This is a genomic window from Paraburkholderia sp. D1E, from assembly GCF_052682275.1.
Map to the genome: position 1 here is coordinate 1081705 of NZ_JBQYMB010000001.1, position 15366 is coordinate 1097070.

A 15366-nucleotide genomic window follows, 5' to 3' on the forward strand; every position below is an offset into this window, starting at 1 on the left:
TCGCGCATCGCCCAAACGATCAGCACGCGAACGTTACCGCCCGCCACCCTCCGCATCCACGTTCACGCTAGCGGCCACTTCCCGCACGGTATCGAGAAACAGCGACAGTACCGGCGACGCATCCTCAGCACGATAGCGCGCGTGCAGCGACACCTCGGGACGCGGCGCAGCCAGCGGCACGAACGCCACACCACCGGTCGTCAATTGCCGGGCCGACGAAGGCAGCAACGCCACGCCCAGCCCTTCGCGCACGAGGCACAGCAGCGTATGCACCTCGACCACCTCCTGGTCGATCTGCGGTGTAAACCCTGCTTCGACGCAACAGTCCTGTAAGAAGCGCGCCAGTTGCGAATGCTGCAAACCGAACGACACGAAACGCTCCGTCTCCAGCTCGCGCAACGCAATCTCCTCGCGCGCCGCAAGCCGATGCCCGAATGGCAGCGCCACTACCGCCGATTCGCGCATCACGACTTCACTGCGAATCTCCGGGTCCTCATGCGAAACCCGGAAGAAACACACATCCAGGCGCCGTTCCTTGAGCGCGAGAATCTGCGCAGCGGGTGTCATCTCATGCAGCGTCCACTGCACTTGCGGATGCTTCTCCGCAAATACCCGTAGTGCACGCGGAATCGGTTCGACCATCGCCGAGCTGATGATGCCGATCTCAAGACTCCCCACTTCGCCCCGCCCCGCACAGCGCGTCAGATCGATCGCGCGTTCGAACTGCGCGAAGATCAGCGGCACCTGCTCCTTAAGTGTTTTCCCTGCATCCGTGAGTTCGACACGGTGTTGCGAGCGTGTGAACAACGCGGTGCCCATCTCCTCTTCGAGGATGCGAATCTGCTGACTCAAAGGGGGCTGCGAAATGTGCAGCCGTGCGGCTGCCCGGCCGAAATGCAGTTCGTCGGCAAGTACCGCGAAGTAACGCAACAGCCGGATGTCCATATCGCAAACGTATCAAGATCGTGGTTAAAAAATATTGTACAGAGCGTTTTTATCTTGTGAGACTGCATCGCAAGCAGCAGTGCACATCAGTGTGACACTCGATGCCGGCGAGGGGAAGGCGCACAAACACTGCGTCTTGCAAAGGGCCGCATGGGCAAGCCTAACTGGGCTCCGTTCCATCGATGCGCCTGCCCGCGATCCGGCAACTGGATACACCAGTTCCTCTCAAGGAGATCGAGTACATGATCATCGACACTAGCTGTTACCCGACCAATCTGGTCGACCTCGCCTGGCGCCACGACGGCGAGCCATTTACCGGCGAGCGTCTGATCGCAACGATGGACGGCCCGTACATCATCAACGGCAAGCCGCGCCGCATCGACAAGGCATTCATTCAACCGCCGCAAGGCAACACTATCTATACGTGGACCGACGGCAACCGCTCGGGCCGCGAGTCGATCGACGACTACATGGCCTACACCGTCGAAATGACGCAGAAGTATCCGGACCGTCTGATCGGTTGCTTCGTCTACAACCCGCGCTGCGGTCCCGAGAACGGCGCTGAAGCCATCGAGTTCTATGCGAAGGAACACGGCTTCAAGATGGTGCAATTGCAGGCCAACATGCATGCGTACCGCCCTGACCGCGCGCTCGACTGGTTGCGTCCTGCATTGCGTAAATGCGCGGACCTCGGCCTGCTCGTAAAGCTGCACACCGGCGACGGTCCCTACAGCATTCCAAGCGAGTGGTATCCGCTGATCCGCGAATTCCCTTCGGTGAATTTCATCATGGCGCACTTTGGTGTGCAGACCGGTGGCGTGTATTGCTTCGAGCCGTATCAGATGGCGCTCGATACGCCGAACGTGTATTGCGAATCGAGCTGGTGCCTGCAATCGCGGATCGTCGAATTCGCGAAGGTACTGCCGACCCACAAGATTCTCTACGGCTCCGACACGCCGCCGAACGAGCCTGGCATGTGGCTGCGTTTGCTCGAAGTGTTGTGCCACGAACCGCCGCAAGGCCTGAACCTCGACGAAGACACGCTCGAGGACTACCTCGGCAACAACCTCGCCCGCATGATCGGCATCGAGCCGACCGCGCGGCCGAAAAGCGTCGAAGAAGCCCAAGCCTATCTCAAACAACACGCCGGCACGTCGCAGAAGCATGCCGCGAATGCAGCTCAAGCCGCCTACGCAGGAGCCCGTTGATGATCATCGATACCCATCTGCACCCGACCAATCTCGTCGACGAAGCGTGGCGCCATACCGGCGAGCCGTTCACCGGCGAACGCCTGCTGAAGATGATGGACGGTCCATACATCATCAACGGCAAGCCGCGCCGTATCGACATGGGCTTCATTCAGCCGCCGCCGGGCAACACCGGCTATCGCGATGGCAATCGCCGCGGTCGTGAAGGCATTCGCGATTACATGGCGTATATCGCTGAGCTGACGCAGAAGTACCCGGATCGCTTTATCGGCAACTTCACGTACAACCCGCGTTGGGGCCCGGAGAACGGCGCGGCTGAACTCGAATTCCACGTGAAGGAGTACGGCTTCAAGATGCTCAAGCTGCACGCGAACATGCACGGCTACCGGCCGGATCGCGCGCTCGACTGGTTGCGTCCCGCGATGAAGAAGTGCGCCGAACTCGGCGTGGTGGTGCTGATTCACACCGGCGACGGACCGTACACGATTCCGACGCAGTTCTATCCGATCATCCGCGAATTCCCGATGGTGAATTTCATCATCGGTCACTTCGGGATTCAAACGGGCGGTAACTACTCGTTCGAATCGTTCTGGATGGCGATGGATACGCCGAATGTGTATTGCGAATCGGGCTGGTGCTATCAGTCGCGCATCGTCGAATTTGCTCGCGAACTGCCGCGCAGCAAGATCGTGTTCGGCACCGATTCGCCGCCGAATGAGCCGGGCATGTGGTTGCGTGAACTCGAAATGTTGTGCGGTCCGGCGCCGCAAGGCATGGATCTGGACGAAGACGGTCTCGAAGACTATATGGGCAACAACATCGCCCGTCTGGTCGGCATCGAACCAACCAAACCGCCGAAAGATCTGGCCGAAGCGGAAAAGCGTTTGAAGGCGACGTACGTGAATGACGTAACGCAGCCTGCTTAACGCTTCCTGGTGATGTATTGCAGGCGCGGCTGACGGTTCGCGCCGCGCCTGCCCTTCTTGACGGTCCGCTTTCGTTATCGCTTTCGACGGAGTTCACTATGGCGGATAACCTCTTCCGCGCCACGCAGGATTTTCACCGCTTTGCGCAAGCGTATCACGAGCAGTTCCCCGATGATGTATTGACGATCAAGCAACCGCTGGCTGCGGATCAGGACGTCACCGCAGTCGTGGCCGAACTGGCCGCGCGCGGACGCCATGAAATGTTGATATGCGAAAACGTCGACGGCATTGCGACACCGCTGGTGACCAATTTCTTTGCTTCACGTATACGAATTGGACGTCTGTTCGACGTCGACGCGTCGGGCTTGTTCGACGCTTATCAACACCGTGCGAATGCCCCTATTGCACCGGTTTTCGTTCCGACCGGCCCCGTTCTCGACCAGGTTATCGAAGGCGATGCCGTCGATCTCGCGCAACTGCCGATGATCCGCCACTTCGATACCGATCGTGGTCCGTATATCACCAATGCGGTGATCATCGCGGAAGACCCGGTGACGGGGGTGGCGAATATGAGCTATCACCGTTCGATGCGGCATGCTCGCAATGCACTTGCAACCAGCCTGCATTCGCGCGGCCATCTCTGGCGCATGCTGCAAACCGCTCAAGCACGCGGCGACACCTTGAAGGTCGCGATGGTGATCGGTGCGCATCCTTTGTTCATGCTGGCTGCCGCAGCGCGCGTGCCCTTCGGCACAGATGAACGTGCGATTGCAGGCGGATTGTTCGGTGCGCCGCTGGAATTGGTGCGTACGCCGCGATACGGAATCGGCGTTCCCGCTGCCGCTGAGTTCGTCCTTGAAGGCACGATCGATCCGGACGCTCACGCCGAAGAAGGCCCGTTCGGCGAATTCACCGGCTATTCATCGGACCGCTCCACCAACAACGTGCTACGCGTCGACACGATGATGCGGCGTAACGATGCATGGCTTGTCGATGTTGTCGGCGGCCCATACGCGGAGCATTTGACACTGGCTCGCTTGCCGCGTGAAGCGGAAATGAGCGAGAAGCTGAAGGCGCGCTTCCCTTCTGTCACCGCGCTGCATTATCCGAACTCGGGCACTCACTTCCACTGCTACGTCGCGCTGAACCAGACGCGCGACGGCGAAGCGCGCCAGATCATGCTCGCGTTGCTCGGCTGGGATCCGTATCTGAAGAACGTCGTTGCGGTGGATAGTGATATCGACATCACTAACGATTCGCAAGTGCTGTGGGCGATCGCCACGCATTTCCAGCCGCATCAGGACGTATTTATCGTCGACGGTTTGCCGGGCAGTCCGCTCGATCCCTCCTCGTCCGCTGCGGGCACCACGTCGCGCATGGGTATCGATGCGACACGCGGTTCCCACTTCGACGGTATTCGCGCGAAGATCAGCGAACGTGCGTCACAACAAGCGATTGAGATTCTGGCCCGCGCCGCCAACGGAGCCCAACGATGACCCCGCGGCGACTCGTAGTCGGCATCAGCGGCGCGTCCGGTTTCACGTACGGCGTGCGCCTGCTGCAACTGCTGCGTGAACTCGATATCGAAACGCATCTGACCGTCTCGCGCAGCGCACTGCTGACGATGATGCACGAAACCGACTACAAGCTCGCCGAAGTCAGCGCCCTCGCCCGCTTCACCTACCGTTGCGACGACATGGCCGCGGCTATTTCGAGCGGCTCGTTCCGCTCGCTGGGCATGATCGTCGCGCCCTGTTCGATGAAGACGCTTGCCGAAATTGCCAGCGGCATGTCGTCGAGCCTGATCTCGCGCGCCGCCGACGTCACGTTGAAAGAGCGTCGCCCTCTGGTGCTGCTGGCGCGCGAAACCCCTTACACACTGGCGCATCTGCGCAACATGATCGCCGCCACCGAAATGGGCGCGATCGTCGCTCCACCTGTCCCGGCGTTTTACGCGCGCCCTGTTTCGCTCGACCAGATGATCGACCACACGCTAGGCCGCGTGCTCGACCTGTTCGGTCTCGAAGCGGGCACCGTCAAACGCTGGCGAGACAGTGAAATTGAAACCGCGCCACGGGATGCAGCACAAGCACCGCATATCGCCTGAAAGCCGAACCGCAACAACCGTAAGAAACGCACGAACCGCAGTACGAACGAAGAAACGGAGACGAGCCATGAATCACATTCACACCACCCACAACGAAATCGAGAAAATCCCCGTCACGGTGCTGACCGGTTTTCTCGGCGCCGGCAAAACGACGCTGCTCAACTACATTCTGCGCGAGAAGCACGGCCGCAAGATCGCGGTGATCGAAAACGAGTTCGGTGAAATCGGCATCGACGGTGGCCTCGTGCTCGAATCGACCGAAGAGATCTACGAGATGACGAATGGTTGCGTGTGCTGCGTCGGCGCGGTGCGCGAAGACCTGGTGCGAATCGTGCGCATGCTGGTGGAAAGGCCGGACCGGCTCGATCACATCATTGTTGAAACGAGTGGACTCGCCGATCCGTATCCGGTCGCCCAAACGTTCTTCCTCGACGATCCGATCGCGAAACAGGTGACGTTGGACGCAGTCGTCACGATGGTGGATGCGAAGCATATCGCCGCGCACCTGGACGATCTGGTGCTCGACGGAAGCGATAACCAGGCGGTCGATCAGATCGTCTGTGCGGACCGCATTGTGATCAACAAGGTCGATCTGGTGACGGCAGAAGATATCGCCTCGCTGGCGCAGCGCATTCGCGGCTTGAACGCCACAGCGGAAATTGTCGAATCAAGCTACGCACAGATCGACCTCGACAGGATTCTCGGCGTGGGTGCAAATGAGTTCTCGCAGATTCTCGTGGAGACCGATGGCCTCCATGAAGAAGAACATTCGCGCGCCAACGAACACGAGCACGAGCATCGCCACGACGAGCACGAAGCGCATCACGATCATGAACACGCCCATCATGACGACGATCACGCCGACCACCAGCACGACGAAAGCGTGTCCTCAGTCGGTATCGAAGTCGATGCGGACATCGATCTCGACGCGCTGCAAGCCTGGCTCACTGAATTGCGCGAGTCCGATGCCGCCAAACTGTTCCGCATGAAAGGCATTCTCGCTGTGCAAGGCCAGTCGCATCGCTATGTGCTGCAAGGCGTGCACAACGTCATCGAACTGCGCGCGGCGCAAGTGTGGGGCATTGAACCGCGCTCGTGCCGCATCGTATTCATCGGACGCGATCTCGATCGCGCCGCGCTGACCGACCGCTTCCATGCCTGTCTTGCCGTGCCGGTTGCGGCCTGACGGGAGATCCGGTCGGCGCGCGAAGTGATGCTGCACGGCCAGGCCGTGCGGCGCGCTCCGATCGAAAACGACAATTTGGAGACACGTCATGAACACCGCCATACATCCCGTCGATCGGATTCTGCCGAAGCGCCAGATGATCACGCTCGGTTTGCAGCACATGCTAGTGGCTTATATCGGCGCGATTGCTGTTCCGTTGATCGTCGCGTCGGCACTGAAGATGTCGCCGGCCGACACCACCGTGCTGATCAGTACCGCTTTGTTTTGCTCTGGCATCTCGACGATCTTGCAGACCGTCGGCATCTGGAAGTTCGGCGTGCGTCTGCCGATTCTGCAAGGCGTGGCATTCAGCAGCGTCGGACCGGTCATCGCGATCGGCCTGAGTCCGGGTGTCGGCTTCGCCGGTGTGTGCGGCGCGGTGATTGGCGCGGGTCTCTTCACGATGTTCGCCGCGCCTCTCGTCGGACGCTTGCGAAGGTTCTTCCCACCTGTGGTGACCGGCTGCATCGTGACGGTGATTGGTTTGCAACTGTTCCCCGTTGCGTATCAATGGGCCGGTGGCGGAGAAGCCGCTCAGCAACAGTTCGGCGCACCACCCTTCCTGGGCGTCACGTTGTTCGTCGCGCTGGTGATTCTCGGGATCAACCGCTTTGCCGGCCCGTTCTTGCGCAATCTCTCGGTGCTGATCGGTTTGATTGCCGGCGGCATTCTCGCCTGCTCGCTCGGCATGGGCAACTTCTCGAGCGTGGGGGCCGCCCCGTGGTTCACGCTGCCGATGCCGTTCCACTTCGGTACGCCTGTGTTTTCGGTGGTGCCGGTGCTGACGATGATCGTCGTGATGGTGGTGCAGATGGTCGAATCGATGGGCCTGTTCGTCGCCATCGGTGACATCGTCGGCAAGGACGTGAGCGAGGAAGACGTGGTGCGCGGCATGCGTGCAAATGGTCTTGCTAGCGCGATTGCGGGCATGTTCGCGGCGTTCCCGTTCATCGCCTTCATGGAGAACGTCGGCCTCGTCATCCTGACGGGTGTACGCAGCCGCTGGGTGGTGGCGATTAGCGGCGTGCTGATGTGCGTGGTGGCGCTGGTGCCGAAAATCGGTGCGATAGTAGCCTCCACGCCCGCAGCGGCGCTTGGCGGTGCCGGTATCGCCATGTTCGGTGTGGTGGTGGCCGCCGGCGTGCAGACGCTGGCGAAGGTGGACTTCGAGCGCAATCGCTACAACGTGCTGATCGTCGGTTTCACGATCGCCACCGCGCTGATTCCGGTGATGTCGCCGCAAGTCTTCAAGCACATGCCCGACTGGACGCAACCTTTCTTGCATAGCGGTGTGGTGTTGGCGTGCCTGGTATCGGTCGTGCTGAACGCGGTACTGAACGGCGCGCATGAAGAAGAAAAAAAGATCGTCGAGACGCACAACCTCGTGCGTGAGTAAGCGACCCACGCAGTAAGACGAGCGCGGTCGTCGCGCCCCCTGGACCGGCGGCCGCTTCGCAGTAACTGAAAGGACATTGAATCGTGAGCATGCAAACTGAAGCGTTGCTGATCAAGAACCCTGTCGCGGTGATGAGCGGCCGAAGCGGCGACGGCGCGCGCCTGGGCCAGGTCGATCTGCGGATTCGCAACGGCCGTATCGAGAACATTGCGCCTAACCTCGAACCGCGCGCCGATGAACGCGTCATCGACGCGCGTTCATGCGTTGTTTATCCGGGCTGGGTGAATACTCACCACCATTTGTTCCAGAACCTGCTGAAAGCGGTACCGTCCGGCATCAACGCCGATTTGCAGGAATGGCTGGCCGCTGTACCGTATCCGCGACTCGCACGCTTTACGCCGGACCTGGCGCGCGTCGCTGCACGTTTGGGTCTTGCCGAACTGCTCCTGTCCGGCGTGACCACCTGCGCCGATCACCACTACCTGTATCACGCGGAGGGCACTACCGAAACGGGTGATCTGCTGTTCGACGAAGCGGCTTCGTTCGGCATGCGTTTCGTCCTGTGCCGTGGCGGCGCACTGCAAGCGGCGGGTGATCATCCGGGGTTTTCCAAAGTGGCGTTGAAACCCGAAACGCTCGATCAGATGCTCGCGGATATCGAACGCCTGAAGTCGCGCTATCACGATTCAGGCGACGCTTCGATGCGGCGTGTCGTCGTGGCGCCGACTACGCCGACGTTTTCGCTGCCGCCGGAACTGCTGCCCGAAGTCGCGCGCGCGGCGCGGCGCATGGGCTTGAGGCTGCACACGCATCTTTCCGAAACGACCCGCTATGTCGACTTCTGCAAAGAGCGGTTCAATAAACTGCCGGTCGAGTTCGTCGCCGATCACGAATGGCTCGGGCCGGATGTCTGGTTCGCCCACCTCGTGCATCTGCAGCCGAGCGAAATCGCAATGCTTGCGGAAACCGGCAGCGGCTGCTCGCACTGCCCCGTGAGCAACGCGCGCCTTGGCAGCGGTATTGCGCCTGCACCGCAGATGGCAGCAGCAGGCGTGCCAATGTCACTGGCCGTAGACGGCGTCGCCTCGAACGAATCCGGCAGCATGACCAATGAAGCGCACTTCGCCTGGTTAGTGCATCGCGCGGCGCAAGGCGCGTCGGCGACGACTGTCGAAGAGATAATTCATTGGGGCAGCGCGGGCGGTGCAGGCGTGCTCGGCCTGGATGCGGTCGGCACGCTCGAAGTCGGCAAGGCAGCGGATTTCGTGCTTTACGACGTCAGCGATCTGCGCTTCAACGGCTTCCACGATGTGGCGGTGGCGCCGGTAGCCGCAGGCGAACCGGCGCGTGTGCGCTACAACGTGGTGAATGGCCGCGTGGTGGTGGACAACGGCGTGATTCCCGGCCTTGATCTCGAACAGCTTCGTTATGAAGCGGCCGAGGGTGTGAAACAACTGCTCGCCGATTAAACCACTTACGCGCTCAAGCACTCACTCACCCAAGCACCCAAGCACCCAAGCACTAAAGGGATACGCCCCGATGCAAAAAAGAAGAATCCGGCTCGGTATTCTCACGCCTTCGTCGAACACGGCGTTGGAGCCGATGACCTCGGCGATGCTCAGCGAACTGCTGCACGTCAGCGCGCACTTCGCTCGCTTCACGGTGACGGAGATCGCACTATCGGAGCAGGCGCTCGGTCAATTCGACGCGAGCCGGATTATCGCCGCAGCGCGTCAACTGGCCGATGCGCGCGTGGATATGATCGGGTGGAGCGGTACATCTGCCGGCTGGCTCGGCTTCGAGCGCGACCAGACGTTGTGCCGCCAGATCACCGAGGAGACGGGTATTCCTGCCACGACCTCGGTGCTGGCGCTCAACGAAATCTTGGCGAAAACGGAGGTGAGGCGGCTGGGTTTGGTCTCGCCATATATTGACGACGTTCAGCAACGGATCGTGCGCAACTACGAGAAGCTCGGCATTGAATGCGTTTCGGAACGACACCTCGGCTTGCAGGACAATTTCAGTTTTGCGGAGGTGCCGGACGCGCAATTGGCGATCATGATGCGTGAGGCTGCATTTGCCAGGCCTGATGCGGTAACCACCTTTTGCACGAATCTGCATGCGGCGCATCTGGTGCGGGCGTTTGAGATGGCTACCGATATTCCGGCCTATGACACGGTAGCCACCGTCGTTTGGAAGTCTTTAAGAATGCTTGGGGTGGATACAAAGCCATTGGCAAGCTGGGGCAGCTTGTTTACCAACGTGGCGTAACGTCAAGAGATCACGGGTCGCGGCGATTCCTGCAGTCTTCGTCGGGGTCCACCGCCGTCTGCCTGTTGAGGGGCGACTCATCGAACCGCCCCTCTTTGCTCCATCATACGAGCCGTTTGCTTTCGGGACGATCCCTCAAGCACTTCCCGTCAGACCAGCCGCGTCTGCGATCCACTCCTGCAGCGTCACCTCGATGGTGATGAATGACAGATTCATGCCGCGTACCACGCGCCCGGCAAACACCTGGCTATCCGTGCCGGACAGAATCGCGGTGAGCTCAGTCGTGCCCGTATCGTCCCGCCCCGACACAATGCCCGCGACTTCACCGAACAGCCCGACAATCTCGACGCCCGGTCCCTTGACGATCTGCGTGGCCAGCGCGGCACCCGCGCCGCTCGCCAGATGCCCGTCGATCAGACTGCCGACCGCGCTGCGCATCACGGCGCGGCCGATCCCATATTGCGCGCACAGCCGCTCGAGTGATTCGACGATGTCCTCATTCGGCTTCAACCGTGCAATCACCGTACGTCCATAACGGCCGGCTTCGAGCTTGACCTCGGATGAGTTGGATAGCGCAGTCATGCGGCGTCCTCCGCCGTCGGCCCAAATAACGTGTAGCGGGTTTCCTCGTCGATGTACTGCGTGAAGCCACCGTGTGCAAACGCGCAAAGCCGCAACACCAGCGATTCGCGGCCCACTTCGAGGCGGTCTAGGATCACATGCCCGCCGTGCAATCGCCCGTCGCCGCCGATGAACGCGCCGTGACAATGCAACGCGACGCTGCCCGCACTATCTTTGCCGATCGTGACCGCACCGTGCAGCAACGCGACTTCGTCATTCTCCACGGTAGGGGCGCCGTAGATATAAGGCCGCTCGCCTTGCGCCGCCTTGATGACGACGTGGTACTGCAATGCACGCGCCGAACCGCTGCAAATCCGGCCGGTCGCGCCGCAGAAACCGTGGCGCATCATCAGGTCGCGCAGCACCGTGCCGGCGTTGCGTCCGCTGGGTATTTCAACGCGCAGTTCGCGCGGCTCCCGCACTACCATGGCGAGCACCCGCGGGTGAGCGGCTGCGCCAGGATGGCGGAAAGCTTCTGTCTTCGACGTCATAGGAGGGTCAGGTAAATTACGACACCTCACATGAGCAACTTCAATGCCATCCGCACGCGATGCATGGGGCGCCGCGCGCAGCAAGCCTGAGCGCGCATCACTCCACCACTGCGCGCGAGACATCTGTCGCGCGCGGTGCTACAGGTGTAGTGCCGCAGCCGTGCAGATTCAATGCGAGTCGGAGCCGCCCCCATGTGCAACCCGATCGCGTCGACAACGGCGCTCGGTCATCCAGGGCGCGTTAACTTCCATGCCGCGTGCCGGCAAGGCCAATTTGCGCGGCAATATCGACAAACCGCGCGACGCACGGATTCAACGTATCGGGACTCCACACCAACGCGACATCGACATAGGGCGCATGCTGCAGCGGCACGAACTTGACGTTATCCGCATGCGTGCTGCGCATCGAGCTATGCACGAGCGCAACGCCGAGCTGCTGCGCGACGAGATTCACGATGGTCTGCTGAAAATTGGTTTCGAGGCGGATACGTGGTGTAAACCCCGAGCGCCGGCAGTGCTCGACGATCGTGTTGTAGATGAATGGCGATGCCGCATGCGGCGAGATGATGAACCATTCGTCGCGCAACTCCGCAATCGAAATCTCCGCCCGCGTGGCGAGCCGGTGTCCTTCGGGCAGCACCGCCACCAGTTGCTCGCTGAAGATCGTGCGGGTCTCCAGTTCGACCGCCGAATCGGACGGATACATGATGCCGACGTCGGCCTTGCCGGCGCGGATCTCGGCCACCAATAACGTAGGGATGCTTTCGCTCAGCTTCAGTTCGACGCGTGGAAACGCCGACGCATACGCACGCGTCAGCGCCGGCACGATGCTGTACGCGGCAGCGAACATGAAGCCCGCCATCAGCGTGCCCTCTTCGCCGAGGTCGGCGGCGCGCGCATGGCCGCGTGCCTGGTCGACGGTGGCCATCACCGTTTTGGCGTCGCGATAGAAACGATGCCCCGCTGCCGAGAGCCGCACGCTGCGGCGCGTGCGATCCAGCAGCACGACGCCCAGTTCCGCCTCGAGCAATGCGATCTGCCGCGACAACGGCGGCTGCGAAATATTAAGGAGCGCCGCCGCCCGTCCGAAGTGCAGGGTCTCCGCAAGCACGACGAAATAGCGTAATTGCCTCAGCTCCATGCCTGCCCCAGGGTCTGCAAATAGAAGTCCGACTTATACCTTATCGGTATCAGTCGTCGCATCATAATGTATTGGAGACTATTAATGAATCGCACTATGCTTGGTTTCGGAGACAAACCGCTGGCAGCTTTTTCGATTCGCCGGGCCACAAGCCGGGCCGATCCTGCCAATCAAATAGACCAAGAGAGATGCCATGACCGCCCACGACCCGTTGGACCGCGCCCGTGCAGACTCAACTCGCTCATCCGGGCTACCTCTTAGCCGACTATGTGGCGACGATCCGACAATGCTGGCCACGCTATCGCGTGCCCGCCTGCTCATCGACCGGCAACTTCCCATTCTGATCCTCGGTGAAACCGGCACCGGTAAGGAATATCTCGCCCGTGCGCTGCACAACTACAGCAGCCGCCGGCAGGCGGCGCTGGTGTCGGTGAATTGCGGCTCGATTCCAGAGAATCTGATTGAGAGCGAACTGTTCGGCTACGCACGTGGCGCGTTCTCCGGCGCGCTCTCGACCGGCATGAAAGGCAAGGTCGTGCTCGCTCATCGCGGCACACTATTCCTCGACGAAATCGGCGATATGCCCGCCGCCCAGCAAACCCGCTTGCTGCGCGCGCTGTCCGAACGCGAAGTGACGCCGATCGGCTCGGCCGAACCGATTGCGGTCGATCTGCAACTGATCTGTGCAACCCATCAGAACATCGAATCGCACGTCGAAGCGGGGACCTTCCGTGAAGATCTCTATTACCGGATCGCCGTGGGGATTGTGCATCTGCCGCCGGTGCGCGAACGGCACGACCGTGAATGGCTGCTGCAATCAATCCTCGAATGCGAAGCGCCGGGCATGACGCTCGACGCCAACGTCGACCGCGAAGCCCGTGAGATTCTGTTGCACTGCAAATGGCCGGGCAATCTGCGGCAGATGCGTGCGGCACTCCAATATGCATGCGCGGTGAAGAGCGGTGACCTGATCCGCGCCGGCGATCTGCCGGCCAATGTGCATCCGGGCAAAGGTGTGGGCGCACATGCGGGTCTGCGTTCGACGCTCGATGCGGCATTGCAGGCGGCACCGCATCCGTACGCCGCATCACATGACACCCGATACGCACCCATGCACGACGCCATGAACGGCGCATCGCGCACTGCGCGCCATGCTGAAGCGTCGCGCCTGCCGGTCGCGCCGCCGAGCGAACGCGACAATATTCTGCGCGCGCTGTCCGCGAGCCGCTGGAATATCTCGGCCGCGTCGCGTGACCTCGGTATTTGTCGCGCGTCGTTGTATCGCAAGCTCAGGCAGTTTCGCATTCCGCACGTACGCGACCTTGGCAGCAATATGTTGATGGCAGATCACGGCTGAACTCATGCTTCGACGCGGCGACGTGCTTGCCAGGGCACGTGCTGCATCGGTACCGATATCCATCGATGGTGGGTTATTCCTGCACCGTGGCCGCTGGAGCCAGCAAGGCTTTGATATCTTTCTTGACGATCTTGCCGTAAGCGGACTTGGGCAACGCGTCCCAGAACACGCAGCGTTTCGGCCACTTGTAGCGCGCGAGATGCGGTTCGAGATGCGCGAGCAAGGCGTCCTCCTCGAGCGCCCAGCCTTCGCGCCGCACCACCACCGCGACACCAATTTCGCCCCACTTCGGATCGGGCATACCGACCACCGCGACTTCCTGCACAGCCTTGTGCGTGAGAATCGCTTCTTCGACTTCGCGCGGATAGACGTTCGAGCCGCCGGAAATGTACATGTCCGACGAGCGCCCGGTGATGTACAGAAAGCCCTGTTCGTCGAGGTGGCCTAGATCGCCGGTATGGAACCAGCCGTGACGGAAGGCCTTCTCGTTCGCCTCGACGTTGTTGTAATAGCCGATGAACACCGCCGGTCCACGTACGCAAATTTCACCGCTCGCGCCCGCCGCGAGGCGATGGCCTTCGTCGTCGAGAATGCCGATTTCGATGCCGGTGCGTGCATAGCCACAGGTGCCGACGCGACTGTCGGCAGCCTGATCGTCGGCGGTGTGCAGCGCGGGTGGCAGCACCGTGATGTTGCCGGTCACTTCGCCCAGCCCGTAGTACTGCACCAGCACGTTGCCGAGCTTGCGCAGCGCATGCTTCTGGTCCTCGCGATACATCGGCGCGCCAGCGTAAATCACATACTTCAGTGAACTGTGATCGTAACGGTCCACCGATTCATGCTCAGTCAGCATCTTGACGATCGTCGGCACGGTGAACATATTGTCGACGCGATGTTTTTGCACCAGCGTCCACGCTTCTTCCGCATCGAGCTTCTCCGAGGCCGGCAGGATGCTGGCCGCCGCGCGCGCCACGTTGACCATTGCGTGAATACCCGCGCCGTGCGAGAGCGGCGCCACCACGAGCGAGCGCGATTCGTGCGTCAAACCGGGCATCAGATCGGCAATATGGTTGGTCAGCACGAACGCCATCTGCCCGTGCGTGAGCACGCCGGCTTTCGGGCGGCCGGTGGTGCCGGACGTATAGAAGAACCACAGCGGATCGTCGCGGTCCACGTCCACTGCGGCAAACGGCGGCGCGTCCATCTGCTGCGCAAGCGTCTCGTAGGCGAGTTCGCCCACACGCGGCTTGCCGATCGCAATCACATGCTGCAATGCGGGCGACGCCGCGCGTACCGCATCGACATGATCTACGAAGCCGGCTTCGTAGATCATCGCCTTCGCACCGCTCGATTCGCCGAGATACGCCGCTTCCGCTGCGGTAATCCGGCAGTTGGTCGGCACCCATACGGCGCCGAGTTTGAACGCGACCCACGCGCTTTCAAAGAGCGGCAGATTATTACGCGAATGCACGAGAATCTTGTCGCCCTTGCCAATGCCGAGCCGGGTCAAACCGTGCGCGACCGCGTCGACACGCGCGTTGATGTTGCGCCAGCTCGTGCTGTGCTCGGCGTGGATGAAGCCGGGGCGATCGGCGTGGCGTCGGGCTGCATCGGTCAGCAGATTCCCGAGGTTCATGACGGTGGTCAGCATAAGCAGGTGCTTTGAAGAAAGAGAAAT

The 15366-nt window shown here is 61.2% G+C and carries 14 protein-coding genes; 9 read left to right on the top strand and 5 right to left on the bottom strand.

The genetic code is table 11. From position 1 onward, the window contains the following. Window positions 1–33: 33 nt before the first annotated feature. Window positions 34–945, bottom strand: coding sequence for a LysR substrate-binding domain-containing protein (locus ACUN0E_RS05130; RefSeq protein ID WP_445565842.1), 912 nt, complete (start codon window positions 943–945; stop codon window positions 34–36). Between the two features lie 242 nt (window positions 946–1187). Here ACUN0E_RS05130 and ACUN0E_RS05135 point away from each other — a divergent pair, with 242 nt between their 5' ends. The 8 genes from ACUN0E_RS05135 to ACUN0E_RS05170 all read left to right on the top strand — a co-directional run bounded on the left by ACUN0E_RS05135 (window position 1188) and on the right by ACUN0E_RS05170 (window position 10078). After that, entirely contained in the window at window positions 1188–2153 is a 966-nt protein-coding gene (locus ACUN0E_RS05135; RefSeq protein ID WP_408337796.1) for an amidohydrolase family protein, read from the top strand. Then, the gene (locus ACUN0E_RS05140; protein ID WP_408234065.1) at window positions 2153–3079 is read left to right on the top strand and encodes an amidohydrolase family protein; all 927 of its coding nucleotides are present in this window, start codon (window positions 2153–2155) and stop codon (window positions 3077–3079) included. The genes ACUN0E_RS05135 and ACUN0E_RS05140 overlap by 1 nt, the downstream gene beginning before the upstream one ends. A gap of 98 nt (window positions 3080–3177) precedes the next feature. Further along, window positions 3178–4575, top strand: coding sequence for a UbiD family decarboxylase (locus tag ACUN0E_RS05145; protein WP_445565843.1), 1398 nt, complete (start codon window positions 3178–3180; stop codon window positions 4573–4575). After that, a complete protein-coding gene (locus ACUN0E_RS05150; protein ID WP_445565844.1) occupies window positions 4572–5186 on the top strand; it encodes a UbiX family flavin prenyltransferase in 615 nt (204 codons plus the stop codon). The genes ACUN0E_RS05145 and ACUN0E_RS05150 overlap by 4 nt, the downstream gene beginning before the upstream one ends. Window positions 5187–5253: 67 nt before the next feature. Beyond that, window positions 5254–6372, top strand: a complete 1119-nt coding sequence (locus ACUN0E_RS05155; RefSeq protein WP_445565845.1) for a CobW family GTP-binding protein — start codon at window positions 5254–5256, stop codon at window positions 6370–6372. A gap of 88 nt (window positions 6373–6460) precedes the next feature. Continuing rightward, window positions 6461–7807 (top strand): nucleobase:cation symporter-2 family protein, encoded by a 1347-nt coding sequence (locus ACUN0E_RS05160; RefSeq protein ID WP_408234053.1) that lies wholly within the window; start codon window positions 6461–6463, stop codon window positions 7805–7807. Between the two features lie 89 nt (window positions 7808–7896). Next, window positions 7897–9276, top strand: coding sequence for an amidohydrolase family protein (locus ACUN0E_RS05165; RefSeq protein WP_445570386.1), 1380 nt, complete (start codon window positions 7897–7899; stop codon window positions 9274–9276). Window positions 9277–9346: 70 nt separating this feature from the next. Beyond that, window positions 9347–10078, top strand: a complete 732-nt coding sequence (locus ACUN0E_RS05170) for a maleate cis-trans isomerase family protein (protein WP_445565846.1) — start codon at window positions 9347–9349, stop codon at window positions 10076–10078. Window positions 10079–10213: 135 nt separating this feature from the next. On the opposite strand, the gene ACUN0E_RS05175 is transcribed toward ACUN0E_RS05170, so the two are convergent. The 3 genes from ACUN0E_RS05175 to ACUN0E_RS05185 all read right to left on the bottom strand — a co-directional run bounded on the left by ACUN0E_RS05175 (window position 10214) and on the right by ACUN0E_RS05185 (window position 12331). After that, window positions 10214–10660, bottom strand: a complete 447-nt coding sequence (locus ACUN0E_RS05175) for a PPC domain-containing DNA-binding protein (protein WP_445565847.1) — start codon at window positions 10658–10660, stop codon at window positions 10214–10216. Continuing rightward, on the bottom strand, window positions 10657–11190 hold the full coding sequence (locus ACUN0E_RS05180) for a hypothetical protein (RefSeq protein WP_445565848.1): 534 nt from the start codon (window positions 11188–11190) through the stop codon (window positions 10657–10659). The genes ACUN0E_RS05175 and ACUN0E_RS05180 overlap by 4 nt, the downstream gene beginning before the upstream one ends. A 241-nt stretch (window positions 11191–11431) precedes the next feature. Beyond that, window positions 11432–12331, bottom strand: coding sequence for a LysR family transcriptional regulator (locus tag ACUN0E_RS05185; RefSeq protein ID WP_408209299.1), 900 nt, complete (start codon window positions 12329–12331; stop codon window positions 11432–11434). Window positions 12332–12524: 193 nt separating this feature from the next. Between ACUN0E_RS05185 and ACUN0E_RS05190 the strand changes: the two genes are divergently transcribed. Then, window positions 12525–13688 carry a sigma-54-dependent Fis family transcriptional regulator gene (locus tag ACUN0E_RS05190; protein WP_445565849.1) on the top strand — a complete coding sequence of 388 codons (1164 nt, stop codon included), beginning with the start codon at window positions 12525–12527 and terminating at the stop codon, window positions 13686–13688. Window positions 13689–13761: 73 nt separating this feature from the next. Here the strand turns inward: ACUN0E_RS05190 and ACUN0E_RS05195 are convergent, their stop codons facing one another. Next, window positions 13762–15339, bottom strand: a complete 1578-nt coding sequence (locus tag ACUN0E_RS05195) for an acyl-CoA synthetase (protein ID WP_445565850.1) — start codon at window positions 15337–15339, stop codon at window positions 13762–13764. Window positions 15340–15366: the final 27 nt, after the last annotated feature.

What these genes read in the sequence shown, in the direction of transcription:
- ACUN0E_RS05130 (WP_445565842.1), bottom strand. Translation starts at nt 945, where the DNA reads ATGGACATCCGGCTGTTGCGTTACTTCGCGGTACTTGCCGACGAACTG.
- ACUN0E_RS05135 (WP_408337796.1), top strand. Translation starts at nt 1,188, where the DNA reads ATGATCATCGACACTAGCTGTTACCCGACCAATCTGGTCGACCTCGCC.
- ACUN0E_RS05140 (WP_408234065.1), top strand. Translation starts at nt 2,153, where the DNA reads ATGATCATCGATACCCATCTGCACCCGACCAATCTCGTCGACGAAGCG.
- ACUN0E_RS05145 (WP_445565843.1), top strand. Translation starts at nt 3,178, where the DNA reads ATGGCGGATAACCTCTTCCGCGCCACGCAGGATTTTCACCGCTTTGCG.
- ACUN0E_RS05150 (WP_445565844.1), top strand. Translation starts at nt 4,572, where the DNA reads ATGACCCCGCGGCGACTCGTAGTCGGCATCAGCGGCGCGTCCGGTTTC.
- ACUN0E_RS05155 (WP_445565845.1), top strand. Translation starts at nt 5,254, where the DNA reads ATGAATCACATTCACACCACCCACAACGAAATCGAGAAAATCCCCGTC.
- ACUN0E_RS05160 (WP_408234053.1), top strand. Translation starts at nt 6,461, where the DNA reads ATGAACACCGCCATACATCCCGTCGATCGGATTCTGCCGAAGCGCCAG.
- ACUN0E_RS05165 (WP_445570386.1), top strand. Translation starts at nt 7,897, where the DNA reads ATGCAAACTGAAGCGTTGCTGATCAAGAACCCTGTCGCGGTGATGAGC.
- ACUN0E_RS05170 (WP_445565846.1), top strand. Translation starts at nt 9,347, where the DNA reads ATGCAAAAAAGAAGAATCCGGCTCGGTATTCTCACGCCTTCGTCGAAC.
- ACUN0E_RS05175 (WP_445565847.1), bottom strand. Translation starts at nt 10,660, where the DNA reads ATGACTGCGCTATCCAACTCATCCGAGGTCAAGCTCGAAGCCGGCCGT.
- ACUN0E_RS05180 (WP_445565848.1), bottom strand. Translation starts at nt 11,190, where the DNA reads ATGACGTCGAAGACAGAAGCTTTCCGCCATCCTGGCGCAGCCGCTCAC.
- ACUN0E_RS05185 (WP_408209299.1), bottom strand. Translation starts at nt 12,331, where the DNA reads ATGGAGCTGAGGCAATTACGCTATTTCGTCGTGCTTGCGGAGACCCTG.
- ACUN0E_RS05190 (WP_445565849.1), top strand. Translation starts at nt 12,525, where the DNA reads ATGACCGCCCACGACCCGTTGGACCGCGCCCGTGCAGACTCAACTCGC.
- ACUN0E_RS05195 (WP_445565850.1), bottom strand. Translation starts at nt 15,339, where the DNA reads ATGCTGACCACCGTCATGAACCTCGGGAATCTGCTGACCGATGCAGCC.